Source organism: Streptomyces sp. GS7 (genome assembly GCF_009834125.1).
Lineage (GTDB): Bacteria > Actinomycetota > Actinomycetes > Streptomycetales > Streptomycetaceae > Streptomyces.
The window spans coordinates 457,788-483,867 of the sequence record NZ_CP047146.1; the positions used below are offsets into that span (position 1 = coordinate 457,788).

The following is a 26,080-nucleotide window of genomic DNA, read 5'->3' on the forward strand; positions in this document are numbered from 1 at the left end:
TCCGGGCGGTCCTGCCCGGTTGCCGCGTCCGGCTCCTCCCTCGATGTCCCCTGACGCTCCCTGACGTCCCCCGGGCTTTCCCCTAGTGCGAGATCAACCCGCGGTCGTACGGGGGTGGGCGTGCGGTGCCCCGGCGTCATCCCACAGCAGTAGGCGGAGTTGGCCCTGCGGGTTGACGACCGCGGTTCCGGGATTTGGTGGGATGGGGGGCACCAGAAAGCGGTGGGCGGGCCACAATGAGCCAGGGGTGGACGCGTGGAGGACGTAAGCCCGCCGCACACGACGGAGGTACGCCAGATGCCACGGAACGAACCGACCGAGGTCACCGAGGAATGGGACGGGGGGCGCTCGTCGAAGCGCCGTAAGGCGGTGCGCTACGCCGTACCGGTCGCGGTGGCGGGGGTGACGGCGGCGACGATCGGGCTGGTCCCGGCGTTCGCCGGATCCGGTTCCCCGGACCTGCCCAAGATCTCCGCGCAGGACCTGATAGCCAAGATCGCCAAATCCGATGTCCAGCAGCTCTCCGGCACGGTCCAGGTCACCACGGACCTCGGACTGCCGTCCCTGCCGGGCGGCATGGGCGGGGCCGGCGGCTTCGGCGGCGGCCCGGGCGGCGGCGGGCACGGTGGGCACGGCGGGTCCGGCGCCTCCGCGTCGCCGCAGAGCAAGCTCACCGAGCTCGCGTCCGGTACGCACACGCTGCGCGTCGCCGCCGACGGCCCCGAGAAGCAGCGGGTGTCGATCGTCGACAAGACCGCCGACTACACCCTCGTCCACAACGGCAAGGACGTCTGGGCGTACGACAGCGGCAGCAACACCGTCGTGCACAACACCGCCCGCGAGGACGGCCGTCACGGCAAGCCCGGCAAGCAGGGCAAGCACCACGAAGGCCCCGAGGACCTCCCCCAGGGCCTGCAGAACGCCACTCCGCAGGAGCTCGCCCAGCAGGCCCTGAAGGCGGCCGGCGACACCACCTCCGTCACGGTCGGCGACACCGCCAAGGTGGCCGGGCGGGACGCCTACCAGCTCGTCATCAAGCCCAGGCAGTCCGGCTCCACGATCGGCTCGATCCGGGTCGCGGTGGACGCCGCCAACGGCGTCCCGCTGAAGTTCACCCTCACCCCCAAGAGCGGAGGCCCGGCGGCCATCGACGTCGGCTACACCAGCGTCGACTTCGCCAAGCCCGCCGCGAGCACCTTCTCCTTCACCCCGCCCAAGGGCGCCAAGGTCGTCAACGGCGACCAGCAGCGGGCGAAGGAGCAGCACGGCAAGGGCGCCAAGGACCGCAAGGGCCTGAAGGACTTCGGTGGACTGAACGTCATCGGCAAGGACTGGACGTCCATCGCCAAGATCAAGGGAGCGGCCGGCGCCGGCGGCAAGGACCAGGCCGCCAAGGGCCAGGCCGGCAAGATGCTGGACAGCCTGGGCAGCAAGGTGACCGGCTCCTTCGGCTCCGGCCACCTCTTCAGCACCCGGCTGGTCAACGCCCTGATCACGGACAACGGCACGGTCTACGTCGGCGCCGTCGACAAGCAGGCCCTGATAGACGCGGCCAACGCCGCGAAGTAGCGGGCCGGTCTCGGCGGTCGTGGAGAGCCGCCGTACCATCCGCCGTACGCGCGGGGCCCGCCGCGCCTCCCGCCCGGGAGGCGCGGCGCGCCCAGCACACCGGCGGGAGGTGCGCCGTGCCGTCCGCCGGCGTCATGCGTCCCAGCAGCCATGCCGTACGCCATGAGGTGAGGGAGCCATGCCACCGCCATCCGCCGCGGATTCCGGGCGCGCGGTGCCGCGCGACGCGGACCACGTGATCGAGACCCGCGGGCTGACCAAGGCGTACCGCGGCGGCCAGCTCGCCGTCGACCGCCTCGACCTCGCCGTACCGCGCGGCAGCGTCTTCGGCTTCCTCGGCCCCAACGGCTCCGGCAAGACCACCACCATCCGGATGCTGATGGGCCTGATCGAGCCGACCGCCGGCAGCGCCCGGGTGCTCGGCCGGCCCATGCCGGCCGCGAGCCGCCGGGTGCTCCCCGCGGTGGGCGCGCTCATCGAGGGCCCGGCGCTCTACGGCTTCCTCAACGGCCGGGACAACCTGCGGCGCTTCGACGCCGCCGACCCGGCCGCCGACCCGCGCACCCGCGACGCGCGGGTGGACCGGGCGCTGGAGCGGGTGGGCCTCGGTGCCGCCGCCGGCAAGAAGGCGCGCGCCTACTCCCTCGGGATGAAGCAGCGCCTCGGCCTGGCCGCCGCGCTGCTCCAGCCCCGTGAGCTGCTGGTCCTGGACGAGCCGACCAACGGCCTGGACCCGCAGGGCATGCGGGAGATCCGCAGCCTGGTCCGGGAGCTGGCCGCGGACGGCACCACGGTCTTCCTCTCCTCCCACCTCCTCGACGAGATCGAGCAGGTCTGCACCCATGCCGCGGTGATGGCTCGCGGCCGGCTGATCACCCAGGGCACGGTCGCCGAACTCTCCGCCACCGTCCTCGACTCGGGCGGCCACGGCCGGCTGGCGGTGACCACCCCGGACCCGTCCGACGCGGTCCGCGTCCTGAAGGAGCACGGGGTGACCGACCTCCGGGTCGCCGGCGACCGGGTGACCGGCGACCTCCCCGCGCCGGTGGACGGGCAGCCGGCGGAGCCGGCGGATCTGAACGCGGCGCTGGTCCGGGCCGGCGTCCGGGTCCGCGCCTTCGGCGCCGAGCGGGCGTCACTGGAGGACGTCTTCGTGCATCTCACCGGGGAGGGCTTCGATGTCGCAGGCTGAGACGGTGCCGCGCGCGCCCCGCCGGCTGTGGTCGCTGGGTCTGCTGCGCAGCGAGATCGGTACGACCTTCCGGCGCTGGCGCACCCTCGCGCTGCTTGCCGTGCTCGCCGGCGTCCCGGTCCTGGTCGGCGTCGCCGTCAAGATCGAGACCGGCAGTCGCGGTCCGGGTGGCGGGGACGGCGGCCCGGCGTTCATCTCCCAGGTCACCAACAACGGCCTCTTCCTGGTCTTCACCTCCCTCGCGGTGACGCTGCCGTTCTTCCTGCCGATGGCCATCGGGGTCATCGCGGGCGACGCCATCGCCGGCGAGGCCAACGCGGGGACGCTGCGCTATCTCCTCGTCGCCCCCGCGGGCCGCACCCGCCTGCTGCTCGCCAAGTACGCGACGAGCATGGCGTTCTGCCTGGTCGGCACCCTGGTCGTGGCGCTCTCGGCGCTGGCGACCGGCGCGGCGCTGTTCCCCCTCGGCAAGGTCACCCTGCTCTCCGGTACGTCCATATCCTTCGGCGAGGGGTTGCTGCGGGCGCTGGCGATCGCCGCCGTGGTGGCGCTGTCCCTCCTCGGGGTGGCGGCGCTGGGCCTGTTCATCTCGACGCTCACCAACAGCGGGATCGCGGCGATGGCGACCACGGTCGGCCTGCTGATCACCGTGCAGATCCTGGACACCATCCCGCAGCTGCACGCCATCCAGCCGTATCTCTTCTCGCACTACTGGCTGTCCTTCGCGGACCTGCTCCGCGACCCCGTCTACTGGGACCAGTTGCAGAAGAACCTCGGCCTTCAGGCGCTGTACGCGGTGGTGTTCGGCTCGGCGGCCTGGGCGCGGTTCACCACCCGCGACATCACTGCCTGACGGGCCCGGGGGCGGCCTGCGGCCCGGCCTCGGGCCCGGCCGGGTCCGAGGCGGTCCGGGTGGCCCGCGCCGCCTCGGCCGCGGCCGTCTCGCCGGCCCGTGCCGCGGCCCGGGCCAGCTCCGTCCGGCCCTGCCGGGCGGTGCGCAGCGCGTCCCAGGTCAGTACCGCCAGCGCGGCCCACACGAGCGCGAAGCCGGCCCAGCGCTCCGCCGGCATCTTCTCGTGAAAGACCGTCAGGCCGAGCAGGAACTGGAAGGTCGGCGCCAGGTACTGCAGCATGCCGATCGTCGTCAGCGGCAGCCGTACCGCCGAGGCGCCGAAGCAGATCAGCGGCACCGCGGTGGCGATACCGCACGCCGACAGAAGCAGCGCCTGGCCCACCCCGCCGGTGGTGAAGCTGGACTCACCGTGGATCCCGAGGAAGACCAGATACCCCAGCGCCGGCAGCGCCTGGAGCGCCGTCTCGGCGCTGAACCCCTCGATGCCGTCGAGCTTGATGCCCTTCTTGACCAGCCCGTACGTCGCGAACGACAGGGCCAGCCCGAGCGCGATCCAGGGCATCTTGCCGTAGGCGATGGTCATCACCACGACGGCCAGCGCGCCGACGCCCACCGCCGTCCACTGGAGCGGCCGGAGCCGCTCCCGCAGTACCAGCACCCCGAAGGCGATGCTGACCAGCGGGTTGATGAAGTAGCCCAGTGAGGCTTCCAGCACGTGCCCGGTGTTGACCGCCCAGATGTACAGGAACCAGTTCAGCGAGATGACGACGGCGCAGACCAGGATCAGCCCGAGCCTCCGTGGCTGCCGCAGCAGCGGGCGTATCCAGGACCAGCGGCGCAGCACGGCCAGGATGGCGACGGCGACGGGCAGCGACCAGACCATGCGGTGGGCCAGGATCTCGGCGGGTGCTGCGGCACTGAGGAGATGCCAGTAGAGCGGCAGCAGACCCCACATGGTGTAGGCGGCGAGGCCGTAGGCGAGTCCGGTGCGCTGGTCGCTTCGAGGCTGCAAGGGGCCCTCCTGATGTGCTGCGTCGATCTGTGAAAGGTAGCGCCGCCGGGGCCGCATGTCATGTCCGTTCTGAAATACGGTCATGACGGCGGCCGCCGGCCCCCCACCGCGCCCGCCGGGTCCCGTCCCGGACCTCTCCCCAGCCCTCTCCCCAGCCCTCTCCCCAGCCCCTCCCCAGAGCCCTCCCGGCCCTTCCCGGATCCGTCGGACAGGCCCCCTGGCCGGCCGTCCATCGCCGTCCCCGGGCCGCCCGGAACGAGTCGAGCGGGTGCCCGTACGGAAGCGCCGTCAGACGCTCCCGTACGGGCACCCGCTCGCTTCCGGCAGGTGGCGGCGGTCCGTCAGCCGACGACCGTCCAGGTGTCGTTGCCGGCCAGCAGGGCGGAGAGGTCGCCCTTGCCCTGCTGCTCGACGGCGTGCTCCAGTTGGTCGGCCATCAGCGTGTCGTAGACCGGCCGGTCGACGTTGCGCAGCACGCCGATCGGGGTGCGGTGCAGGGTGTCGGGGTCGGCGAGCCGGGAGAGGGCGAACGCCGTGGTGGGGGAGGGGCTGTGCGCGTCGTGCACCAGGACGCCGTCGGCGCCCTCCTCGGTGACGTCGATGATCATGAGGTCGCCGGAGGACGGGTCGCGGACCACGCCCTTGGAGCCCAGGCCGTCGGGTGCCGGGGTGCCGAACCGGATCGGCTGCCCGTGCTCCAGGCGGATCACGGCTTCCTGGGCCTGTTCCTTGTCCTTGAGGACCTCGAAGGCGCCGTCGTTGAAGATGTTGCAGTTCTGGTAGATCTCCACCAGTGCCGTGCCGGGGTGCGCGGCGGCCTCGCGCAGCACCGAGGTCAGGTGCTTGCGGTCGGAGTCGATGGTGCGGGCGACGAAGGTCGCCTCGGCGCCGAGTGCCAGCGAGACCGGGTTGAACGGCGCGTCCAGCGAGCCCATCGGCGTCGACTTGGTGATCTTGCCGAGTTCGGAGGTGGGGCTGTACTGGCCCTTGGTCAGCCCGTAGATCCGGTTGTTGAACAGCAGGATCTTGAGGTTGACGTTGCGCCGCAGCGCGTGGATGAGGTGGTTGCCGCCGATGGACAGCGCGTCGCCGTCGCCGGTGACGACCCAGACGGACAGGTCGCGGCGCGAGGAGGCCAGGCCGGTGGCGATGGCCGGGGCGCGGCCGTGGATGGAGTGCATCCCGTAGGTGTTCATGTAGTACGGGAAGCGGGAGGAGCAGCCGATGCCGGAGACGAAGACGATGTTCTCCTTCGCCAGGCCGAGTTCGGGCATGAAGCCCTGGACGGCGGCGAGGACGGCGTAGTCACCGCAACCGGGGCACCAGCGCACTTCCTGGTCGGACTTGAAGTCCTTCATGGACTGCTTGGCCTCGGCCTTGGGCACCAGGGAGAGCGCCTCGATCTGCGAGGCCCCCTCCGAGATCGTCTCAGTCATTGATGGCCTCCTTAAAGACCTCCGCGAGCTGCTCGGCCTTGAACGGCATTCCGCTGACCTGGGTGTGCGAGCGCGCGTCGACCAGATACCTGGCGCGCAGCAGGGTGGCGAGCTGCCCGAGGTTCATCTCCGGCACGATCACCTTGTCGTAACGCCCGAGGACCTCGCCGAGATTCCGCGGGAAGGGGTTGAGGTGGCGCAGATGCACCTGTGCGATGCGCTCCCCGGCGCCCCGCACGCGCCGTACCGCGGCGGTGATCGGGCCGTACGTCGAACCCCAGCCCACCACCAGCGTGCCGGCGCCCCGGCCGCTCTCGTCCACCGGGTCGTCGACCTCGGCGTCCGGGACGTCGATGCCGTCCACCTTGGCCTGGCGGGTGCGCACCATGAAGTCGTGGTTGGCCGGGGCGTACGAGATGTTGCCGGTGCCGTCCTGCTTCTCGATGCCGCCGATCCGGTGCTCCAGACCGGGCGTGCCGGGGACGGCCCACGGGCGCGCCAGCGTCTGCGGGTCGCGCTTGTAGGGCCAGAACACCTCGGTGCCGTCCGTCAGCTCGTGGTTGGGGCCGGCGGCGAACTGCACGCGCAGGTCGGGGAGTTCGTCCACCTCGGGGATGCGCCAGGGCTCCGAGCCGTTGGCCAGGTAGCCGTCGGAGAGCAGGAGGACCGGGGTGCGGTAGGTGAGCGCGATCCGGGCCGCCTCCAGCGCCGCGTCGAAGCAGTCGGCGGGCGTCTTCGGTGCCACGATCGGCACCGGAGCCTCGCCGTTGCGCCCGTACATCGCCTGGAGCAGGTCGGCCTGCTCGGTCTTGGTGGGCAGGCCCGTCGAGGGGCCGCCGCGCTGGATGTCCACGATCAGCAGCGGGAGTTCGAGGCTGACCGCGAGGCCGATGGTCTCCGACTTCAGCGCCACACCGGGGCCCGAGGTCGTGGTCACGGCCAGCGAGCCGCCGAAGGCCGCGCCCAGCGCCGCGCCGATGCCGGCGATCTCGTCCTCCGCCTGGAACGTCCGCACACCGAAGTTCTTGTGCTTGGACAGCTCGTGCAGGATGTCGGAGGCCGGGGTGATCGGGTACGAGCCCAGGTACAGCGGCAGGTCGGCCTGCCGGCTCGCCGCGACCAGCCCGTAGGACAGCGCGAGGTTCCCGGAGATGTTGCGGTACGTGCCGGTCGGGAAGGCGGTGGTGGCCGGGGCGACCTCGTAGGACGTCGCGAAGTCCTCGGTGGTCTCGCCGAAGTTCCAGCCGGCACGGAAGGCGGTGACGTTCGCCTCCGCGATGTCCGGCTTCTTGGCGAACTTGGCGCGCAGGAACTTCTCGGTGCCCTCGGTCGGGCGGTGGTACATCCAGGAGAGCAGCCCCAGCGCGAACATGTTCTTGCTGCGCTCGGCCTCCTTGCGGGAGAGCCCGAACTCCTTCAGCGCCTCGATGGTCAGCGTCGTCAGCGGCACCGGGTGGACGTTGTACGCCTCCAGCGAGCCGTCCTCCAGCGGGCTGGTGGCATAGCCCACCTTCGCCATCGGGCGCTTGGTGAACTCGTCGGTGTTGACGATGATCTCCGCGCCGCGCGGCACGTCGCCGATGTTCGCCTTCAGGGCGGCCGGGTTCATCGCCACGAGCACGTTCGGCGCGTCACCGGGGGTGAGGATGTCGTGGTCGGCGAAGTGCAGCTGGAAGCTGGAGACGCCCGGGAGGGTGCCGGCGGGGGCCCGGATCTCGGCGGGGAAGTTCGGCAGCGTCGACAGGTCGTTGCCGAAGGACGCCGTCTCGGACGTGAACCGGTCACCGGTGAGCTGCATACCGTCACCGGAGTCGCCGGCGAACCGGATGATCACCCGGTCCAGGCGCCGGACTTCCTTGCCCGGGTCCCCGCTGCCGGGGCTGCGCTGTTCCCCGACAAGCGCTCCGTCGGCCTGCTCGGCTGTGCTACTGACCTGGCTGGTCACTGCTTCGGACCTCCCTCAAGGGGTGCGGCATCCCCGCCGGAGGCAGGGCTCGGGACGTATCGGACCGACCGGTTGTCCCATATCCATCGTACTTGGGTAAGGGTGTCCTTCCCTGGGTCGGTCACATCGTGGACACCGAGGTGAGACGCCGTTCTGACCTGTTTTGTCATCGAATCATTGCCCCCGTGGCCCTGTTCTCCGCACGCTCCGGTCTCGTCTATTGGTTCTACGTCCAAGGTCCCGGTTTTGGATGGGTGCCGCCCCGGCCTGCACATCTGACAGAGTGTCAGGTGTTCAGGAGTCGAGATAGGTGAGTACCGCAAGCACCCGGCGGTGATCCCCGTCACTCGGAGCCAGGCCCAGCTTCAGGAAGATGTTGCTGACGTGCTTCTCGACGGCGCCGTCGCTCACCACCAGCTGCCGGGCGATCGCGGAGTTCGTCCGGCCCTCGGCCATCAGCCCGAGCACCTCCCGCTCCCGCGGCGTCAGGTGGGCCAGCACGTCCTGCTTGCGGCTGCGGCCCAGCAGCTGGGCCACCACCTCCGGGTCCAGCGCCGTACCGCCGCGCGCCACCCGCACCACCGCGTCCACGAACTCCCGCACCTCGGCGACCCGGTCCTTGAGCAGATAGCCGACGCCCCGGCTCGAACCGGCCAGCAACTCGGTCGCGTACTGCTCCTCCACGTACTGCGACAGCACCAGCACCCCCAGCTCGGGGTGGTCCCGGCGCAGCCGGACCGCGGCCCGTACGCCCTCGTCGGTGTGGGTCGGCGGCATCCGCACATCCGCCACCACCACGTCCGGCAGCGTGCCCCCGTCCGCCAGCTCCCCGATCACCTTGATCAACGCCTCGGCGTCGCCGACCCCGGCCACGACCTCGTGCCCGCGGTCGGTCAGCAACCGCGTCAGGCCCTCCCGCAGCAGCACCGAATCCTCGGCGATGACCACCTGCACCTTGTCCTCCACGACTACACGTCCCCCAGCTCCGTACGGTCCCACCCTGCCAGCCCCCAGCATTCCAGCATCCGGACGGGGGCGGGCGGGTGAGGCGGAACGTAGGGGGAGGGGGACGAAAGGGAGGGGGACGAGGGGGAGGCGGACGGCGCGGCCGGAGCCGGACCCCCGTCCCGGCTCCGGCCGCGCGGCTTCAGGAGCGCGGCCCGGCTGCGGTCAGCCGCGCCACGGCAGCTCGGCGGTGACGGCGGTCGGGCCGCCCTCGGGGGACTCCACGACCAGCAGGCCGTCGACCGAGTCCAGCCGCTCGGCGAGACCGGCCAGCCCGCTGCCCGCCTCGGTGTGCGCACCGCCCCGGCCGTCGTCCGACACCAGCAGCATCAGCCGGTCCGCGGTGCGCCAGACGTCCACCGTCGCGCGGCCGGCCCGGGCGTGCTTGGAGACGTTCTGCAGCAGCTCGGAGACGGTGAAGTACGCGATGCCCTCGATCGCCGCGGCCGGGCGCCGGTCCAGGTCGACCTGGACCGCCACCGGAACCGTGCAGCGCGCGGCCAGCGCGGACAGCGCCGGGCCCAGACCGCGGTCGGTCAGGATCGCCGGGTGGATCCCGCGGGCCAGGTCCCGCAGCTCCTGGAGGGCGGTCTTCACCTCGCCGTGCGCCTCGCCCACCATGCGCGCCGCGGCCTGCGGGTCCTCGGCCAGCTTCTCCTTCGCCAGGCCCAGATCCATCGCCAGCGCGACCAGCCGGGCCTGCGCGCCGTCGTGCAGGTCCCGCTCGATACGCCGCAGATCGGCGGCGGCGGTGTCCACCACCACCCCGCGGTCCGACTCCAGCTCCGAGACCCGGGTGGCCAGCGGCGACGGCCCCAGCAGGCCGCGGACCAGGACCCGGTCCACCTGCGTCAGCCCGTGGATCACCCACGGCCCGGCCAGGACCAGCAGCAGCCCGACGCCGCTGGTGAGCCCGATCGCCAGGGGGGAGTCGAGGTAGAGGCCGTGGCCGTAGCCGTCGCCCCAGAGCTGGAGGCCGGGCTGGGCGGTGTACTGGGGGAACGTCCACGCCCACAGCGGATAGACCAGCAGCGCCCAGCCCACCGCCCAGAACGTCGTCGCGAAGACGAACGCGAAGAGCGCCCACGGGAAGTGCAGCAGCGAGTAGAGCAGATGCCGCCAGGACACACCGCTCTTGAGCACCGCCCCGACCCACCCCATCAGGCCCGGCTTCGGCGGGCGGACCGGCGCCGGATCGGCCACGTCCACGTCCAGCAGGGCCCGGGCCCGGAGGCGTTCCAAAGTGCCCAGCCCCCGGGCACCGACGAGGCCGCCGGCCAGTACCGGGATGCCCACGAACGTGATCAGCAGACCGGCCGACAGCGAGACCACCGCGATCGCGTAGCAGAACATCAGGCTCGCCATCGGGACGCTGAGGAAGAGGTGCAGGAACTCCCGCCAGGTGCGCCCGGAGAAGGGGGCGCGCAGCCCCACGGGCACCCGGGGACCGCGGGCGTGCTGGGGGTAAGCGGAGTGCGCGGTATCCATGCTCTCGTCGTCCGTTTCTGCCGTGGCGGCCCGTGCCGTACCCGGCTCCGATTCCGGCCGGCTCCGATACCCGCCGGCCCATTACCAGGTTCCGCCACCGCCGGCGCCCGGACCATGAGGCTGCTCGCAGTCTTCCCCGGGGGTTTTCCCCACCCCCGCGCGGCCGGTCAGCGGCGCCCGTGCCCGCCCTTCCCCCGGTCGCCCTGCGCACGCCCCCCGGGCCGCGGCCGCCACGGGACCTCCGCCGTCACCCGCGTCGGCCCGCCCGCCGGCGAATCCAGGACGAACAGCCCGTCCACCGACCCCAGCCGCTCGGCGAGGCCGGCCATCCCGCTGCCGCCGTCCAGCCGCGCGCCGCCCTTCCCGTCGTCCCGCACCTGGAGCAGCAGCCGGTCCCGGGACCGCCACACCTCCACGGACGCCTGCCGCGCGGCGCTGTGCTTGGAGACGTTCTGGAGCAGCTCGGAGACGGTGAAGTAGACGATGCCCTCGATGGCGGGGGCGGGCCGCTCGGCCAGATCCACGGACGTGGTCACCGGCACCGTGCAGCGCCCGGCCAGTGACGCCAGCGCGGGCCCCAGACCGCGGTCGGTCAGGATCGCCGGATGGATGCCCCGGGCCAGGTCCCGCAGCTCCTGGAGCGCCAGCTTCACCTCGCCGTGCGCCTCGTCCACCATTGCCGCCACGCTCTCGTCGGCCCGGCCCTCCAGCAGCTTCTCCTTGGCCAGCCCCAGTCCCATGGCGAGCGCCACCAGCCGGGCCTGCGCGCCGTCGTGCAGGTCCCGCTCGATACGCCGCAGATCGGCCGCCGCGGTGTCGGTGACCACCACCCGGTCCGACTCCAGCTCGGCGATCCGCCGCTCCAGTTCGTCGGACGGCGACAGCAGCCCGCGCACCATCGCCCGGTCCGCGTTGGACAGCCAGCGCGCCACCCAGGGCAGCACCGGCCAGCCCACGACGAGCGAGACGAGGACGACCGAGAACGTGAGGATGCCCCACGGCAGCCGGACGAACGCGAACAGCGCGTGCCGCCAGGCGACCGGGTCCTTCAGACACGTCCACAGCCACCCGAAGAACCCGCGCTCCCGAGGCCGCAGCCGGCTCGGCTCGTCCACCGCCACCCCCAGCCATGAGCGCGCCCGGGCCCGCTCCAGCCTCCCGTACTGCCGACAGGCCGTCAGCCCCGTCGCCAGCAGCGGCAGTCCGACCACCGTGACGGACAGCGCCAGCCCCGCCACCAGCCACACCGCCAGCACCACGAACGCCACCACGTCCAGCGGGAAGTTGACCAGCAGATACCCGATCTCCCGCCAGGTCCAGCCGCTGAGCGGCGCCCTGGGCGGCGGCAGTGAGACACCGTCACGGGCGTCGGCGGGGTCGGTGAGCTGGGAACTTTCCGTCATACCTCCCAGCTTGCCGGTCCCGCGACCGGCGTGCCATGGGGTTCGTGGGGTGGCGGGGGTGGGGTTTGCCCCACCACCCGCCGTATCGGCGCGGGTTGGTGCCGCTCCGTTACGCGACCGGTGTGGACAGGGCTCCGCGGCGGGACCGTATGGTGTTGCGGTGCAGAACGGGGCCGCGTGGACATGACGAGTGTGAATACGGGCGTGGGCGCGGGGGCCGGGCAGCGCGGCAGCGGCCGGACGGTACCCGCGACGGCCCCGGCCGGCAGGGACCTCACCGGTGACGCGGCCGACCCCCTGGACGTCCACGGCTGGGGGTGGGGCGAGCCGAGCCGGACCTGGACCGCGGTGACGGCGAGCGTGCTGCTCGCCGCGGTCGCCGGGGTGTGCGCGGGCGCCTGGTACGGGGACGGCGCCGCCGCCCGCTGGCTCGGCGGCGTCGCCGTCGTGGCCGCCGGCGCCGGCGCCGCCCTCGCCGCCCCGGCCCGCACCGGGCGGCCCGCCCCCGGCACCGCCCTGCTGCTGTCCGGCGGCACCCTCGGCGCCGTCGCCGCCTGGCAGGCCGCCCCGGCGGGCGCCGCCCGGCTCGCCGCCGTCGGACTCACCGCCGCCGCCGTCCTCGCACTCCTCGGACTCCGCACCGGCCTCGGGCGTGGCGGCCTCACGGGAGCGGCGGCGCTCGCGCTCGCCGTGGGCGCCTGGGAGGCGGGCCTGGCCCTGACCGGCCCCACCCCTACGGGAGCCGCCCTCGGCTTCCTCTCCGTACTCGCCCTCGGGGCGCTGCCCCGGCTGGCCCTGACCGCGGCCGGTCTGACCCGGCTGGACGACCGGCACTCCGGTGGCACCCCGGTCAGCCGGCACCAGGTGGCCGCCGCGCTGGGTGCCACCCACCGGGGGCTGGCCCCGGCCACGGTGGCCATGGCGGCCTCGGCCGGCGCGGCCGGCGTCCTCGTGGCGGGCGACGGCGGCATCTGGTCGGTGCTCACCGCCGTCCTGCTGTCCGTGGTCCTGTTCTCCCGGGCCCGCGCCTACCCCCTCGCCATCGAGGTGGTCGCGCTGCTCGCGGCCGGCGCGGCCGTCTGCGTACGGCTCGTCCTCCTCTGCGCCACGGCCGGCGGGGCCCCGGGCCTCGCCCTGGCCGCGCTGTGCGTCCTGGCCGCGGTGCCGGCGGCGGTGCTCGCCGTACGGGTGCCGGAACCGCTCCGGGCCCGGCTGTGGCGCTGGTTGGACCTCGTCGAGTCGGTGAGCATGGTGGCGCTGATCCCGGTGGGCCTGGGCGCCTGCGGGCTCTACGGGCTCCTGTGGGGCGGGTCCTGACCGGGCAGGCGGGAACGGCGGGAGGGGTGAGGGGTGAGGGGGGTGGTGCCGGCGGAGACGAGGGCTGCCCCGGCGGGGATCCGCGGGGGAAATCCTGTGAAGACCCGGCGCCACCGGAACTTCCGCAGGGCGCGGAGCAGTTCGGAATGCAGGAACGGCAGGAACGGCAGGAACGGCAGGAACGGCGCGGTCGGCAGGAAGGCCGGGCGGGCGGAGAGACGGGTGAGCCGCGCGACCGCGAGGCGCGGGGAGGGGGTGCGGGTCCGGTGAGTACGAAGGGTGTGGAGATGGCGAGCGGTGCGGCGGCGGACGCCGGGAACGCGCCGGGCGCGCTGCCGGCGGTGGTACCGATGCCGGCAGCGGTCCCTGCGGTGCCGGAGCCGGCACCTGCGGTGTCGGCCCCCGCGCCGGCGACTCCCGTTGCGCCGGCGGCTGTTGAGGCGTCGCCGTTCGACCCCAAGCCCGTGGCGGCGCCCTCGGCGCCGATGCCCCCCGAGGCGATGCCGGCCGCACGGCCGATACCTGCGGCGGCTCCCGGAGGAGCGCCGCCGGCCCCCGGCACGCCGTGGACCGGCCCCGCGGCACCGGCGCCGCCTGCCGGGCGCGTCGCGCCTGCCGCTCCCGCCGCGCCTGCCGCGCCGGGCCCGGCTGCCCCGCACCCGACGGCTGCCACCGCCCCGATGCCGGTGCCCGCCGTGGCCCCCGGCGCCGCTCCCTCACCCCCCTTGGCTCCCTCGGCTCCCTCGGCCCCCGATCCCGGTCGCTACGGTCGTGCCGGGCTGCCCGCCCGGACCCCGGTGTCCGTGCCGCTGCTGCCGCCCGAATTGGCCGACGGGCAGCCCCGGCCCCGGCGCGGCGACCCGCTGACCCGGCGCGCGGGCCGGGCCCTGCGCCGGGTGTTCGCGTCGTCCCCGGCCGCCGAGACCGCCGCCGTCACCCAGGCCGCGTACGCCATCCAGCAACCGGTGTCCACGGGCCGGCAGATCGCCGTCTCCAGCATCCGCGGCGGCGCCGGCAAGTCCACCGTGGCCGCCCTCCTGGCGCTGACCTTCGCGCACTACCGCTCCGATCCGGTGCTCGCCGTCGAGGCCGACCCGGCGCTGGGCACGCTCCCGCACCGGCTCGGCGCCCGTGAAGTGCGCTGGTCCGGCAGCGATCTGGCGCAGATCGTCGATCCGTCGATGCTCATCACGGACCTGACCGGCTATCTCCTCCCCTTCGCCGGGGGCGGCTGGCTGCTGCCCGGCAGTCAGGGCTCCATCGGGGCGCGGCTGGACATCGACGCGTACCGCGTGGTGATGACCTCCCTGCGCCGCCACTTCGCGGCCACGGTCGTGGACTGCGAGACGCTGCCCGCCGAGGTGGCGCGCACCGCGCTGGTGACGACCCAGGCCCGGGTCCTGGTCACCCCGGCGACCCCGGAGGGCGTCGCGGCCACCCGCTCCGTGCTGGACTGGGTCGGCGGTCTGCACCCGGGCCTCCTGCCGACCACGGTCGTGGTGCTCACCCACTCCTCGCCCGACAGCGGCGTCGACGTCCGCAAGGCCGCCGGCCATCTGGGCGCCGGGGGAGCGGCGGTGCTGCCGCTGCCGTACGACCGCCATCTGGCGGCCGGCGGCGCCATCCGCCCGGAGCTGCTGGGGGAGCGGACGCGGGAGGCCGCGGCGCGGATCGCGGCCGAGGCCATGGACCGCGCGGTCTCCCGCGACCCGCACCGCCGCCGGCAGCAGCCCACGCCCCACCAGGAATCCCCGCAGCCGCGGCTGCAGCCGCAGCCGACACCGCAGCAGCATCCGACGATGCAGCAGCCGACACCTCAGCCGCGGGCGACGACGCGGCAGCAGACATCGCACCAGCCGCAGCACCAGGCGCCGCAGAGCCACCCCCGGACGCATGCGGCGCACCGGCCCCAGCCGGTTGCCCAGCCGGCAGCGCAGCCGTACCCGCCGCAGCCGTACCCGCCGCAGCCGTACCCGCCGCAGGCCCCGGCGTCCGCCGCGCCGCCGGCCCACCCCCGGCCCCCGTCGGCGCCCCCGCCCCCGCAGGCCGATCCCCGCACCCCCTATGGCGGCTCTCGGAGCTGACCCGGACCGGCCGTGACGGAGTCCGGCCGCCACCGCCCTGCCCGGCCCCATCCCGCCATGCAGACCCCCGCCGTCCGCTCTGTGAGACACCTTCTGAGACAAGCGGAGCGGCCGTCTACGCTGCCGGCCACCCAGGAAGGGCGAAGTGGGGACAACCAGGCCATCCGCCGCGACGCGGCTGCTCAGCGCGGCCGGGGCAGGGCCTAGACTCCGTCCGTACAGATCGTCGAAGTCGTTGAACAAGCGCAGTCAGGGAGCGAGGGGCGGACGTGCTGGACGCGACCGTACGCACCACCGTCGCCGCGGACTACTTCCAGGGCTACTCGGTCGTCGGGATCATCGCCGTGGTCGGGGTGCTGTTCGTCGCCGTGGCCTTCGGGGCCGGGCGGCTGCTGCGGCCTGTGGTGCCGACGCCCGAGAAGCTGCTGACGTATGAATGTGGTGTGGACCCGGTCGGCGAGGGCTGGGCGCACACCCAGGTCCGCTACTACGTCTACGCGTTCCTCTATGTCATCTTCGCCGTCGACTCGATCTTCCTGTTCCCCTGGGCGACGGTCTTCGCCGCCCCCGGATTCGGCGGCGTGACGCTGGCGGAGATGTTCGTCTTCCTCGGCTTCCTGACCGTCGGCCTGCTCTACGCATGGAAGAAGGGCGTCCTGGAATGGACGTGATCCCCGTTCCCGCCGGCTCCGCCGCCGCGTCCGAGAGCGCCGGCCCCGAGTTCCTGCCGGAGCCGCGTCGGCTGGGCGCGCTCGCCCGGCTCGCGCCCGAACCGATGAAGGTGGTCCTCAACTGGGGCCGCCGCTACAGCCTGTGGGTATTCAACTTCGGGCTGGCCTGCTGCGCCATCGAGTTCATCGCGGCGTCCATGGCCCGGCACGACTTCATCCGGCTCGGCGTGATCCCGTTCGCGCCCGGCCCGCGCCAGGCCGACCTGATGGTCGTCTCCGGCACCGTCACCGACAAGATGGCGCCCGCGGTCAAGCGGCTCTACGAGCAGATGCCGGAGCCGAAGTACGTCATCTCCTTCGGTGCGTGCTCCAACTGCGGCGGCCCCTACTGGGACTCGTACTCGGTCACCAAGGGCGTCGACCAGATCATCCCGGTGGACGTGTACGTGCCGGGCTGCCCGCCCCGCCCTGAGGCGCTGCTCCAGGGCATCCTCAAGCTCCAGGAGAAGATCGCCCGCGAGTCGCTGGGCGAGCGCTACCCGCGCACCGGCCGGCCGTCCGCCGCCGCGCTGCGCAGCGGGCTCGTCGCACCCCCGGCGGCGCCCCCGGCAGCCAAGGATGCCGGTCCGGCACAGGAGGCCGGTGCGACCGAGGGGGCAGGTGAGGCCGACGAAGCCGGCGCGGCCAAGGAGCCGGTGGACACCGCGGCGGGGGAGGGCCCCCGATGAGCGAGCAGCCCGACCAGAAGCCTGAGCCGCAGCCGGCGCAGCAGCCCGAGGAGCAAGCGGGGCAGCCCGTAGCGGACGGGCAGTCCCTCGCGAGCGTCCCCGGTCCCGTCGCGGAGGCGCCCGAGCCCGCCGTCGGCTGGCTGCCGCGCCCGGCGAGCGAGATCTTCGGTACGGGCGCCACGGCGGAGCTGGCGTACGACCTGCTGACCGTGGACGTCCCGGCGGGCGAATGGATCGACGCGCTCACCGCCGCCCGCGACGACCTCGGCTGCACCTACTTCGACTGGCTGAGCGCCGTCGACGAGCCCGGTACCGGCTTCCGGATCTGCGCCCACCTCGCGGAGGTGGCGCACCCCGGCACCGTCCGCCGGCTGCTCGTCCGGACGACCGTGCCGCACGACGCGCCCGCGCTGCCCACCGCCGTCGGCGTGTACGCGGGTGCCGCCTGGCACGAGCGCGAGACGCACGAGATGTTCGGCGTGGACTTCACCGGTCATCCGCACCTCGTCCCGCTGCTGCTCCCGGACGAGTTCGAGGGACATCCGCTGCGCAAGGACTTCGTGCTCGCGGCACGGGTCGCCAAGGCGTGGCCGGGTGCCAAGGAGCCGGGGGAGTCCGAGCACGGCGGGCCCAAGCGGCGGCAGATGCTGCCGCCCGGTGTGCCCGACCCCAACGAGTGGGGCCCGCTCAAGGGCCAGTTGCCGCCGGCGCCGGCGCGCCCGGCGCGTGGTGCGCGTGCGGCGGGCGCCGCGCGGGGCGCGGGTGCCGCCGCCGGCGAGCGCCCGGCCCGGCGTACCCGCAGCGCGAGCGCGGGCTCGGCCAGCCAGCAGACCGCGGGGACGGAGGCTGCCGCGGGGACGGAGGCCGCCGAGGGGACCGCGACCGGGGCCGGCACCGTGACGGGGCGCCCGGACCGGCCCGCCCGGCGGATGCGTTCGGCGAGCGAGGGATCGGCGAGCCAGCAGGCCGCCACGGGCAAGGACATCGCCGCGGGCGAGGACACGGCGGCGGGCAAGGACGCCGCGGTGGGCAAGGACACCGCCGCGCCTGAGGAAGCCCCGGCCGTTCCGGCCGCCCCGCCCGCCGAGGAGACCCCCGCGACCCCGCGTTCCTCCGACGCGCCCTGGCACCACGCCCGCCCGGCCTTCGACGAATCCCGGCCGGAGCGGAAGCCGGAACCGGAGCGGAAGCCCGAGCCGGACCGCACGCTTGAGCCGGAATCGAAGCCCGCGCCCGAGCCGGAACCGCAATCGAAGCCCGAGCCCGCGCCCCAGCCCGAACCAGGCCCCAGCCCCGGACCCGGGCCCGCCCCCAGCCCAGGCCCCGCCCCGAAGCCCGACTCCGCCCACCACCGGCCCGGTGAAGAAGGAGGCGACACCCCGTGAGCGACACCCTCGCCATCGCGCTGCGGCTGCTCGCCGTCTTCGTCGTCTTCCTGGTCTTCCCGCTGGTCATCGGCCAGACCGAGCACAAGGTCATGGCCCACATGCAGGGCCGCCTCGGACCGATGTACGCGGGCGGCTTCCACGGCTGGGCGCAACTGGTCGCCGACGGCGTCAAGTTCGCGCAGAAGGAGGACATCGTCCCGGCCGGCGCCGACCGGCGGATCTTCCAACTCGCGCCGGCCGTCGCCCTGTTGCCGTACCTCCTGGTCCTTGTCGCCATCCCGATAGGGCCGCACAACGCCGTCGGGCAGGCCCTCGACGCGGGCATCTTCTTCGTGCTCGCCGTCATGGGCGTCGGCGTGCTCGGCTCCCTGATGGCGGGCTGGGCGTCGGCGAACAAGTTCTCGCTGCTCGGCGGTCTGCGGACGGCCGCGCAGCTGCTCGCGTACGAGCTGCCGATGCTGCTGGCCGCCGCGTCCGTCGCGATGGCCGCCGGCACGCTCTCGCTGCCCGGCATCCTCGACGCCTTCCACTGGTGGTGGGTGCCGTGGCAGATCGTCGGCGGCGTGGTCTTCTTCACCGCGGGGCTCGCCGAGCTGCAGCGACCGCCGTTCGACATGCCGGTCGCCGACTCGGAGATCATCTTCGGTGCGTACACCGAGTACACGGGGCTGCGCTTCGCGCTCTTCCTGCTCGCCGAGTACGCCGGCATCGTCGTCCTCTGCGCGCTGACCTCGGTCCTCTTCCTGGGCGGCTGGCACGGCCCGTTCGGCGCCGACGGCCTGGGCTGGCTGTGGACGCTGCTGAAGACCGTGGTGCTCGCCTTCGGCGTCATCTGGCTGCGGGTCACCTACCCGCGGCTCCGCGAGGACCAGCTCCAGAAGCTCGCCTGGACCGTCCTGATCCCGCTCGCCCTCGCCCAGATCGCCCTTACGGGCATCGTCAAGGTGGTGATCTCCTGATGGGTATCCCCGGCAGCGGCCTCGCCAAGGGTCTGGCCGTCACCCTGCGCACGATGACCCGGCGTTCGGTCACCGCCCAGTACCCGGACGTCCAGCCCGACCTCGCGCCCCGTACGCGCGGCGTCATCGGGCTGTTCGAGGAGAACTGCACGGTCTGCATGCTGTGCGCCCGTGAGTGCCCGGACTGGTGCATCTACATCGACTCCCACAAGGAGACGGTGCCGCCGGCCGCGCCCGGGGGCCGGGAGCGCAGCCGGAACGTCCTCGACCGCTTCGCCATCGACTTCGCACTGTGCATGTACTGCGGTATCTGCATCGAGGTCTGCCCGTTCGACGCGCTCTTCTGGTCACCGGAGTTCGAGTACGCGGAGACGGACATCCGCGAGCTGACCCACGAGCGCGACAAGCTGCGCGAGTGGATGTGGACGGTGCCCGAGCCGCCCGCGCTGGACCCGGCGGCCGAGGAGCCCAAGGAGATCGCCGCCGCCCGCAAGGCCGCGGACAAACTCGCCGCCCAGCAGGCAGCCGAGGCGGAGGCCGAAGCCGCTGCCGAAGCCGCTGCCGGAGCCGGAGCCGAAGCGGCGGCCGAAGCGCCCGCCGGGGCGCCGGAGACACCGGACCGGGATGCCAAGGGCATCAAGGACACCAAGGACGTCAAGGACACCAAGGAGGAGGGAACGTGACGCTCGCCGCCGCAAGCCACGGCTTCCTCTCGCCCACGGGTGTCGAGATCGCCTTCGTCCTCGTCGGTATCGCCACCCTCGGGGCGGCGATCGTGACCGTCAGCTCCCGCCAGCTGGTGCACGCCGCGCTGTGGCTGGTGGTCGCCCTCGGCGGGATCGCCGTGGAATACCTCCTGCTCACCGCCGAGTTCATCGCGTGGGTGCAGGTGCTGATCTACGTCGGCTCCGTCGTCGTCCTGCTGCTCTTCGGGCTGATGCTCACCAAGGCGCCCATCGGCCGCTCCCCGGACGCCGATTCGGGCAACCGCTGGGCCGCGCTCGCGGTGGCCCTCGCCTCCGCCGCGGCCCTGGTCTGGGTCGTGGTCGACGCGTTCCGCACCACCTGGATCACCCTCGACGGCGTCCAGGGCTCCGCAGCAGTCTCCGGGCGCAGCCTCTTCCAGTACTGGGTGCTGCCCTTCGAGGCGCTGTCCGTCCTGCTGCTCGCCGCGCTCGTCGGGGCGATCGTGCTCTCCCGCAAGGGCGGCGGCGCGACGGGCGCGGCGGAGGGCTCCGCGAAGGGCGCCGTGCGCCGCACCCCGGACGCCCCCGTCGCCCGGGAGGGGCAGCGCTGATGCATCTCGCCTACCCGGCCGTCCTCGCCGTCCTCCTCTTCTGCACCGGCCTGTACGGCGTGCTCGCCCGCCGCAACGCGATCCTGGTGCTGATGTCCGTCGAGCTGATGCTCAACGCCGTCAACCTCAACCTCGTCGCCTTCGACGTCTGGCTGCGCGACACCCTGCACGCCGGCCAGGCGCTCACCCTCTTCACCATCGCCGTCGCCGCCGCCGAGATCGGCATCGGCCTGGCGATCGTGCTGCTCGTCTACCGCAACCGCGGCAGCTCCGACATCGACCGGCTCCGCGACCTCGCCGAGCGGCCGGCCGGGCCGGATGCCGCGGACGGCGACCACCAGCAGCCGGACACCAAGGCGGAGGCCGCCGCGTGACGCTCACGACCACCGCCGTACTCGTCCCCCTCCTGCCCTTCCTCGGAGCCGTCGCCGGCCTCCTCCTGGGGCGGAGCGCACCCGGCTTCGTCCGCCCGCTGGCCGTGCTGCCGACGCTCGCCGCGGCCGTGCTCGCGGTGACCGTCGCCATCGGCCAGGGCACCGGCCCGGCCACCGACGTCGCCACCCGGCTCACCCCGACCGGCTCGCTCCCCGTCGACCTGGCCCTGCACCTCGACGGCTTCGCCGTGCTGATCGCCGTGCTCGTCGGCGTCGTGGCGACCTGTGTGCAGATCTACTCCACCGGCTATCTGCGCGACGACCCGCGCTACGCCTCCTACACCGCGCTGGTCTCCCTCTTCACCTCCGCGATGCTGCTGGTCGTCTACACCGGCGATCTGATGGTGCTGCTGGTCGGCTGGGAAGTCATGGGCATCTGCTCGTACTTCCTCGTCGGCCACTACTGGGAGACCGAGGCCGCCCGCAGCGCCTCCCTCAAGGCGTTCCTGGTCACCAAGCTCGGCGACGTCCCCTTCCTCTTCGGCATCTTCGCGCTGGCCGCCGAGACCGGTACGTTCCGGATCACCGGCATCCTCGGCCACGTCACCCGGGACGGCCTGGACCACCCGACGCTGATCGCGCTGCTGCTGCTGGCCGGCGTCGCGGGCAAGTCCGCGCAGTTCCCACTGCACACCTGGCTCCCGGACGCGATGGCCGGCCCGACGCCCGTCTCGGCGCTCATCCACGCCGCGACGATGGTCGCCGCCGGTGTCTACGTCGTGGCCCGCCTCCTCCCCGTCTTCGCCGCCTCCGCGGCGGCGCTGGTGGTGCTCGCGGTGATGGCCGCGATCACCATGGTCGGCTCCGCGCTTGCCGCGCTCGCCCAGGACGACATCAAGCGCGTACTGGCCTACTCGACCGTCGGGCAGCTCGGCTACATGACCGGTGCGCTGGCCGTCGGCGACCGCGGCGCCGCCGTCTTCCACCTCCTGTCCCACGGTGCGTTCAAGGCCCTCCTCTTCCTCGGAGCGGGCGTGATCATCCACGCCGCGGGCACCAACTCGCTGGCCGCCATGTCCCGTATGGGCGGCCTCGCCCAGCGCATCCCGGACGCCTTCTGGACGGTCACCGTCGCGCTGCTCGCGCTCGCCGCCATCCCACCGTTCGCCGGCTTCTTCTCCAAGGAAGCCGTCCTGGGCGCCGCCGAGCACGCCGCCACCGGTCACGCGGCCGGTATCCCCGGCGCCGCCGGCTGGACCGTGCTGGTCTCCGGACTGCTCACCGCCCTCCTCACCGCCGCCTACGCCACCCGTCTGTGGCTGCTGGTCTTCAGGGGCAGGGGCGCCGAGGTCCCGGACCACGGTCCGCAGCCGTTCGCCATGACCTCCGTCCTGTGGGTCCTCTTCATCCCCACGGTCGGCTTCGGCCTCACCGCCCCCTTCCTGCCCGCCTGGTTCGACGGGCGCTCGCTCGCACCGACCCTGACCACCTCCGTCCTGGGCACCGGCGCCGCCCTCGTCGGCGGCCTGGTCACCTACGCCGCCTGGCGCCACACCAGCGCCCTGGCCGCTCGCACCCCCCTCCTCGAGCCCGCCGTCGCCGCCGACGCCGCCCCCGCGCTCGCCGAGGAACTGGCCATCGTCACCCACCCCGCGGCCTACGCGGGCGCCGCCGAGGCCCCGGACCCGGCCGACCCCGGCCGCCTCCTGCTCGGCCCGCTGCACCGCCACGCGGCCCTCGGCTTCCACCTGGACGCCGTCTACGCCGCGCTGTTCGTACGGCCCGTCCGCGGCGCCGCGGAGCTGGTCCGCTTCCTCGACCGCGAGGTCGTCGACACCTACGTCCGCGGCGCCGGCACCGCCCCCCGCTGGCTGGGCGCCGCCGTCCGCCGCGCCCAGACCGGGAACGTGCAGACCTACCTCGGCGCCCTGCTCGCCGGCTCGCTCGTGCTGGCCGTCGCCGCCGTCCTCGTCGCCACGGCCACGGGGGCCTGACGTGCTGCCATCCCCCGGGGGCCGACCCCCGCACCACCGGCCGACAGCCCTCGCAGCCGGCTTCGCCGGAGCCGAAACCCTGAGGTGGGCCTGACCCGTGAATCACACCGCCATGCAGATCCTCCTCGCGGCCGCCGTCGTCCTCCCCCTCGTCGGCGCGCTGGCCGCCCTGCTGCCGGCGCCGCCCGGCCTGAAGGGCAAGAACCCCGACCAGGCCGTACTGCGCCACGGCGTGACCGTCACCGCGGTCGTGCTCGCCGCGACCCTCGCGCTGGCCGCCGGCTTCGACCGCGGCCACCCGGCCCGTATGCAGGCCACCACCGACCTCAGCTGGATCCCGGCGCTCGGCATCCGCATCCACCTCGGCGTCGACGGCATCTCGCTCCCCCTCCTCGTCCTGACCGCGCTGCTGACCTTCCTCTGCGCCCTCTACAGCTACTTCAAGATGCCAACGGGCCCGTCACCCAAGGCATTTGTGGCGCTGCTGCTCGTCCTGGAGTCCGGCACCCTCGCGACCTTCGCCGTCCTCGACCTGATGCTGTTCTTCCTCGCCTTCGAGATGGTCCTCATCCCGATGTACTTCCTCATCGCCCGCTGGGGCGGTGCGCAGAAGCAGGCGGCGGCATGGAAGTTCATCCTCTACACGCTGCTCGGCTCGGTCGTCATGCTGCTCGGCCTCCTCCTCATCGGCCTGAAATCCGGCACGTTCGACATGGTCGCACTCGCCACTGACAACGGTCCGAAAGCCCAGCTCAGCCACACGGTCCAGCTGATCGCGGTGCTCGCGGTCGGCATCGGACTGGCCGTCAAGTCCCCGCTGTGGCCGCTGCACAGCTGGCTGCCCGACGCCCACACCGCCGCCCCCACCGTCGGCTCGGTGCTGCTGGCCGGCGTCCTGCTGAAGATGGGCACCTACGGCTTCGTGCGGATCGCGCTGCCCATCACCCCCGACGGCATGCACACCGTCGCGCCCTACCTCGCCGCGTTCGCCGCCGTGGGCATCATCTACGGATCCCTCGCCTGCCTCGCCCTCGTCCGCAAGGGCGCCAAGGGCGACCTCAAGCGCCTGATCGCCTACAGCTCCGTCGGCCACATGGGCTTCGTCCTGCTGGGCATCGCCAGCATGACCCCCACCGGGATCAACGGCGCGCTGTTCGCCAACATCGCGCACGGCCTGATCACCGGCCTGCTGTTCTTCCTCGTCGGCGCCCTCAAGGACCGCTGCGGCAGCACCGACCTCGACACCCTGGCGGGCGCCACCGGCGCCGCTCTCTACGGCAGGGCGCCCCGCTTCGGCGGACTGCTCGCCTTCGGGGCCGTCGCCTCCCTGGGCCTGCCCGGACTGGCCGGCTTCTGGGGCGAGATGCTGGCGATGTTCGGCGCCTTCCGCCCGGCCGCGGGACTGAGCCGCCCCGCCTTCCTGACGTTCATGGCACTGGCCGGCCTCGGCACCCTGCTGACCGCGGCCTACCTGCTGCTCGTCGTCCGCCGGGTCTGCATGGGCGGCACCCTGACCGCGGAGCCGGCACCCGGGGACGGCACCACGGCGCCGCGCCCCGCCGCCCTCGCCATCCCCGACCTCGCGCGCTACGAATACGCGGCCTGGAGCCCCCTCGCCGCCCTCACCGTCCTCGCCGGACTGTGGCCCGCGGCCCTCCTCGGCCTCACGAACCCGGCCGTCCAGCAGCTCCTCGGAGGCGGTAAGTGATGAGCCCGGTCACCTCTCTGGTCCAGTCCGTCGACTGGCTCGCCATCGCCCCGCCCACCATCGCCGCGGCCGTCGCCCTGGCGGTGCTGGTCGCCGACCTCTTCCTGCCCGCCGCCCGGAAGCCGCTGCTCGGCTGGATCGCGACCGCGGGCCTGGCCCTCGCCGCGCTGTCCCTGCTGCCCCTCCTGGACGGCCACCGCCGCACCTTCTGCCTCACCGGCCGGCCGGACGTGTGCAGTTACGCGGCCGACCACTTCGCGCTGGTCATCCAGTTCCTGGTGCTGGCCGGCGCGCTGCTGACCGCCCTGCTGTCCATCGACACCATCAAGGACCACGACCTGCCCACCGGCGAGTACTGGTTCCTGCTGCTCTCCTCCGCGGCCGGCGCCGCCCTGCTGCCCGCCTCCCGGGACCTCGCCACCCTGGTCATCGCCCTCGAAGTCGCCTCCCTGCCCGCCTTCGCCCTCGTAGGGCTGCGGCGCGGCGACCGGCTCTCCTCCGAGGCGGCCCTGAAGTTCTTCCTGTCCTCCGTGGCCGCCACCGCCGTGATGCTGCTCGGCGTCAGCTTCCTGTACGCGGCCACCGGGAGCCTGCACCTCTCCCAGGTGGCGCACGCCCTCACCGCCCTCCCGGACCCCCGCCTGGCCACCCTCGCGAGCGCCGGAGTCGCGCTCACCCTCGTCGGCTTCGCCTTCAAGACCGCCGCCGTCCCGTTCCACTTCTGGGTGCCGGACACCTACGTCGGCGCGCCGCTGCCGATCGCCGCGTACCTCTCCGTGGTCGGCAAGGCCGTCGGCTTCTCCGGCCTGATCCTGGTCACCGTGCGGGGCTTCCCCTCGTACGCGAACGTCTGGGGCCCGGCGCTGGCCGTCCTCGCCGCGCTCACCATGACCGTCGGCAACGTCGCCGCCCTCCGCCAGGACCCGTACCGGACCCACAGCGCGGTCCGCCTGCTCGCCTGGTCCTCGGTGGGCCAGGCCGGCTACCTCCTGGTCCCGATCGCCGCCGCCGGCTACGCCCACGACCCGGCGCACGCCATCGGCTCCACCGTCGCCTACGCCCTCATGTACGGCGCGGTGAACCTCGGTGCCTTCGCCGTCGCCGCCCTGGTGGCCCGCACCAGCCCCGCCCACCGCATCGCCGACTACCGGGGCCTCTACGCCCGCCGCCCCCTGGTGGCGCTCGCCCTCGGCTTCTTCCTGCTCTGCCTCGCCGGTCTGCCGCCGGGCATCATCGGCCTCTTCGCCAAGGTGACGGTCTTCTCCGCGGCCGTCGACGCCGGCCTGGGCTGGCTCGCCGTCGTGATGGCCGTCAACGTCGTGATCGCGCTCTACTACTACCTCCAGTGGACGGCGGTCCTCTTCCGCGGCGACGGAGCCCCGGCCGCCGAAACGCCCCGCGCCCGGATCCCGGCCGCCCTCACCACCGCCATCACCCTGGCCGCGGCCCTCGGCATCGCCCTGTCCGGAGCCCCCCAACTGGTCCTCCGCTTCGCCTCCGGGGCACTCCTCTAGCCGTACGGCAGCCGGATCCCCGCGCGTGGCCGTACGGCGGCCCGTACGGCCGCGCGCCCGCCCGGCACCTCCCCGCCGCGCCAGGGGAACCACCCCACCCCCTCTCGCGTTGACCAGTGAGTAAGGGTCCACTGGAGAGTGGA

The 26,080-nt window shown here is 73.4% G+C and carries 21 protein-coding genes; 15 read left to right on the forward strand and 6 right to left on the reverse strand.

Annotation, left to right across the window (positions count from 1 at the left end):
• The first annotated feature begins 297 nt into the window (after window positions 1–297).
• From GR130_RS02030 to GR130_RS02040, 3 genes are all read left to right on the forward strand, one after another.
• Window positions 298–1,569 (forward strand): LolA family protein, encoded by a 1,272-nt coding sequence (locus GR130_RS02030; protein ID WP_159503117.1) that lies wholly within the window; start codon window positions 298–300, stop codon window positions 1,567–1,569.
• Window positions 1,570–1,747: 178 nt separating this feature from the next.
• Window positions 1,748–2,761, forward strand: coding sequence for an ABC transporter ATP-binding protein (locus GR130_RS02035; protein ID WP_159503118.1), 1,014 nt, complete (start codon window positions 1,748–1,750; stop codon window positions 2,759–2,761).
• Complete coding sequence (locus tag GR130_RS02040) at window positions 2,748–3,614, forward strand: ABC transporter permease (protein ID WP_159503119.1); 867 nt, start codon at window positions 2,748–2,750, stop codon at window positions 3,612–3,614. Before GR130_RS02035 ends, GR130_RS02040 begins: the two co-directional genes overlap by 14 nt.
• Here the strand turns inward: GR130_RS02040 and rarD are convergent.
• From rarD to GR130_RS02070, 6 genes are all read right to left on the reverse strand, one after another.
• On the reverse strand, window positions 3,604–4,626 hold the full coding sequence (gene rarD, locus GR130_RS02045; protein ID WP_201304778.1) for an EamA family transporter RarD: 1,023 nt from the start codon (window positions 4,624–4,626) through the stop codon (window positions 3,604–3,606). The genes GR130_RS02040 and rarD overlap by 11 nt on opposite strands.
• Window positions 4,627–4,967: 341 nt before the next feature.
• Window positions 4,968–6,062: a 2-oxoacid:ferredoxin oxidoreductase subunit beta gene (locus GR130_RS02050; protein WP_159503121.1), complete on the reverse strand. Its 1,095-nt coding sequence runs from the start codon at window positions 6,060–6,062 to the stop codon at window positions 4,968–4,970.
• The gene (locus GR130_RS02055) at window positions 6,055–8,007 is read right to left on the reverse strand and encodes a 2-oxoacid:acceptor oxidoreductase subunit alpha (protein ID WP_159503122.1); all 1,953 of its coding nucleotides are present in this window, start codon (window positions 8,005–8,007) and stop codon (window positions 6,055–6,057) included. The genes GR130_RS02050 and GR130_RS02055 overlap by 8 nt, the downstream gene beginning before the upstream one ends.
• Before the next feature lie 294 nt (window positions 8,008–8,301).
• Window positions 8,302–8,961: a response regulator transcription factor gene (locus GR130_RS02060; protein WP_328707587.1), complete on the reverse strand. Its 660-nt coding sequence runs from the start codon at window positions 8,959–8,961 to the stop codon at window positions 8,302–8,304.
• A gap of 216 nt (window positions 8,962–9,177) precedes the next feature.
• Complete coding sequence (locus GR130_RS02065; protein WP_159503124.1) at window positions 9,178–10,500, reverse strand: sensor histidine kinase; 1,323 nt, start codon at window positions 10,498–10,500, stop codon at window positions 9,178–9,180.
• A gap of 167 nt (window positions 10,501–10,667) precedes the next feature.
• Complete coding sequence (locus tag GR130_RS02070; protein WP_159503125.1) at window positions 10,668–11,903, reverse strand: sensor histidine kinase; 1,236 nt, start codon at window positions 11,901–11,903, stop codon at window positions 10,668–10,670.
• 183 nt (window positions 11,904–12,086) lie between these two features.
• Between GR130_RS02070 and GR130_RS02075 the strand changes: the two genes are divergently transcribed.
• The 12 genes from GR130_RS02075 (at window position 12,087) to GR130_RS02130 (ending at window position 25,937) form a co-directional block, all read left to right on the forward strand.
• The gene (locus GR130_RS02075; RefSeq protein ID WP_159503126.1) at window positions 12,087–13,220 is read left to right on the forward strand and encodes a secretion protein snm4; all 1,134 of its coding nucleotides are present in this window, start codon (window positions 12,087–12,089) and stop codon (window positions 13,218–13,220) included.
• Between the two features lie 803 nt (window positions 13,221–14,023).
• Window positions 14,024–15,304: a hypothetical protein gene (locus tag GR130_RS02080; RefSeq protein ID WP_236572698.1), complete on the forward strand. Its 1,281-nt coding sequence runs from the start codon at window positions 14,024–14,026 to the stop codon at window positions 15,302–15,304.
• A gap of 269 nt (window positions 15,305–15,573) precedes the next feature.
• The gene (locus GR130_RS02085) at window positions 15,574–15,975 is read left to right on the forward strand and encodes an NADH-quinone oxidoreductase subunit A (RefSeq protein ID WP_159503127.1); all 402 of its coding nucleotides are present in this window, start codon (window positions 15,574–15,576) and stop codon (window positions 15,973–15,975) included.
• Window positions 15,966–16,703 carry an NADH-quinone oxidoreductase subunit B gene (locus tag GR130_RS02090; RefSeq protein ID WP_236572699.1) on the forward strand — a complete coding sequence of 246 codons (738 nt, stop codon included), beginning with the start codon at window positions 15,966–15,968 and terminating at the stop codon, window positions 16,701–16,703. The genes GR130_RS02085 and GR130_RS02090 overlap by 10 nt, the downstream gene beginning before the upstream one ends.
• Window positions 16,700–18,088 (forward strand): NADH-quinone oxidoreductase subunit C, encoded by a 1,389-nt coding sequence (locus GR130_RS02095; RefSeq protein ID WP_159503128.1) that lies wholly within the window; start codon window positions 16,700–16,702, stop codon window positions 18,086–18,088. The genes GR130_RS02090 and GR130_RS02095 overlap by 4 nt, the downstream gene beginning before the upstream one ends.
• On the forward strand, window positions 18,085–19,050 hold the full coding sequence (locus GR130_RS02100; protein WP_159503129.1) for a complex I subunit 1/NuoH family protein: 966 nt from the start codon (window positions 18,085–18,087) through the stop codon (window positions 19,048–19,050). The genes GR130_RS02095 and GR130_RS02100 overlap by 4 nt, the downstream gene beginning before the upstream one ends.
• Window positions 19,050–19,733, forward strand: coding sequence for a NuoI/complex I 23 kDa subunit family protein (locus GR130_RS02105; protein ID WP_443043524.1), 684 nt, complete (start codon window positions 19,050–19,052; stop codon window positions 19,731–19,733). Before GR130_RS02100 ends, GR130_RS02105 begins: the two co-directional genes overlap by 1 nt.
• Complete coding sequence (locus tag GR130_RS02110; protein ID WP_159503130.1) at window positions 19,730–20,347, forward strand: NADH-quinone oxidoreductase subunit J family protein; 618 nt, start codon at window positions 19,730–19,732, stop codon at window positions 20,345–20,347. The genes GR130_RS02105 and GR130_RS02110 overlap by 4 nt, the downstream gene beginning before the upstream one ends.
• Window positions 20,347–20,721: an NADH-quinone oxidoreductase subunit NuoK gene (gene nuoK / locus GR130_RS02115; RefSeq protein ID WP_159503131.1), complete on the forward strand. Its 375-nt coding sequence runs from the start codon at window positions 20,347–20,349 to the stop codon at window positions 20,719–20,721. Before GR130_RS02110 ends, nuoK begins: the two co-directional genes overlap by 1 nt.
• Window positions 20,718–22,715, forward strand: a complete 1,998-nt coding sequence (locus GR130_RS02120; RefSeq protein WP_159503132.1) for an NADH-quinone oxidoreductase subunit 5 family protein — start codon at window positions 20,718–20,720, stop codon at window positions 22,713–22,715. The genes nuoK and GR130_RS02120 overlap by 4 nt, the downstream gene beginning before the upstream one ends.
• Window positions 22,716–22,827: 112 nt before the next feature.
• On the forward strand, window positions 22,828–24,423 hold the full coding sequence (locus tag GR130_RS02125; RefSeq protein ID WP_159509661.1) for a complex I subunit 4 family protein: 1,596 nt from the start codon (window positions 22,828–22,830) through the stop codon (window positions 24,421–24,423).
• Entirely contained in the window at window positions 24,423–25,937 is a 1,515-nt protein-coding gene (locus tag GR130_RS02130; RefSeq protein WP_159503133.1) for an NADH-quinone oxidoreductase subunit N, read from the forward strand. The genes GR130_RS02125 and GR130_RS02130 overlap by 1 nt, the downstream gene beginning before the upstream one ends.
• Window positions 25,938–26,080: the final 143 nt, after the last annotated feature.

Bases quoted from the DNA above. Each gene is read 5' to 3' on its own strand.
- GR130_RS02040 (WP_159503119.1), top strand. From the start codon at position 2,748: ATGTCGCAGGCTGAGACGGTGCCGCGCGCGCCCCGCCGGCTGTGGTCG.
- GR130_RS02070 (WP_159503125.1), bottom strand. From the start codon at position 11,903: ATGACGGAAAGTTCCCAGCTCACCGACCCCGCCGACGCCCGTGACGGT.
- GR130_RS02125 (WP_159509661.1), top strand. From the start codon at position 22,828: ATGCAGATCCTCCTCGCGGCCGCCGTCGTCCTCCCCCTCGTCGGCGCG.
- GR130_RS02095 (WP_159503128.1), top strand. From the start codon at position 16,700: ATGAGCGAGCAGCCCGACCAGAAGCCTGAGCCGCAGCCGGCGCAGCAG.
- GR130_RS02030 (WP_159503117.1), top strand. From the start codon at position 298: ATGCCACGGAACGAACCGACCGAGGTCACCGAGGAATGGGACGGGGGG.
- GR130_RS02090 (WP_236572699.1), top strand. From the start codon at position 15,966: ATGGACGTGATCCCCGTTCCCGCCGGCTCCGCCGCCGCGTCCGAGAGC.
- GR130_RS02105 (WP_443043524.1), top strand. From the start codon at position 19,050: ATGGGTATCCCCGGCAGCGGCCTCGCCAAGGGTCTGGCCGTCACCCTG.
- nuoK (WP_159503131.1), top strand. From the start codon at position 20,347: ATGCATCTCGCCTACCCGGCCGTCCTCGCCGTCCTCCTCTTCTGCACC.
- GR130_RS02075 (WP_159503126.1), top strand. From the start codon at position 12,087: ATGACGAGTGTGAATACGGGCGTGGGCGCGGGGGCCGGGCAGCGCGGC.
- GR130_RS02130 (WP_159503133.1), top strand. From the start codon at position 24,423: ATGAGCCCGGTCACCTCTCTGGTCCAGTCCGTCGACTGGCTCGCCATC.
- GR130_RS02050 (WP_159503121.1), bottom strand. From the start codon at position 6,062: ATGACTGAGACGATCTCGGAGGGGGCCTCGCAGATCGAGGCGCTCTCC.
- GR130_RS02065 (WP_159503124.1), bottom strand. From the start codon at position 10,500: ATGGATACCGCGCACTCCGCTTACCCCCAGCACGCCCGCGGTCCCCGG.
- GR130_RS02035 (WP_159503118.1), top strand. From the start codon at position 1,748: ATGCCACCGCCATCCGCCGCGGATTCCGGGCGCGCGGTGCCGCGCGAC.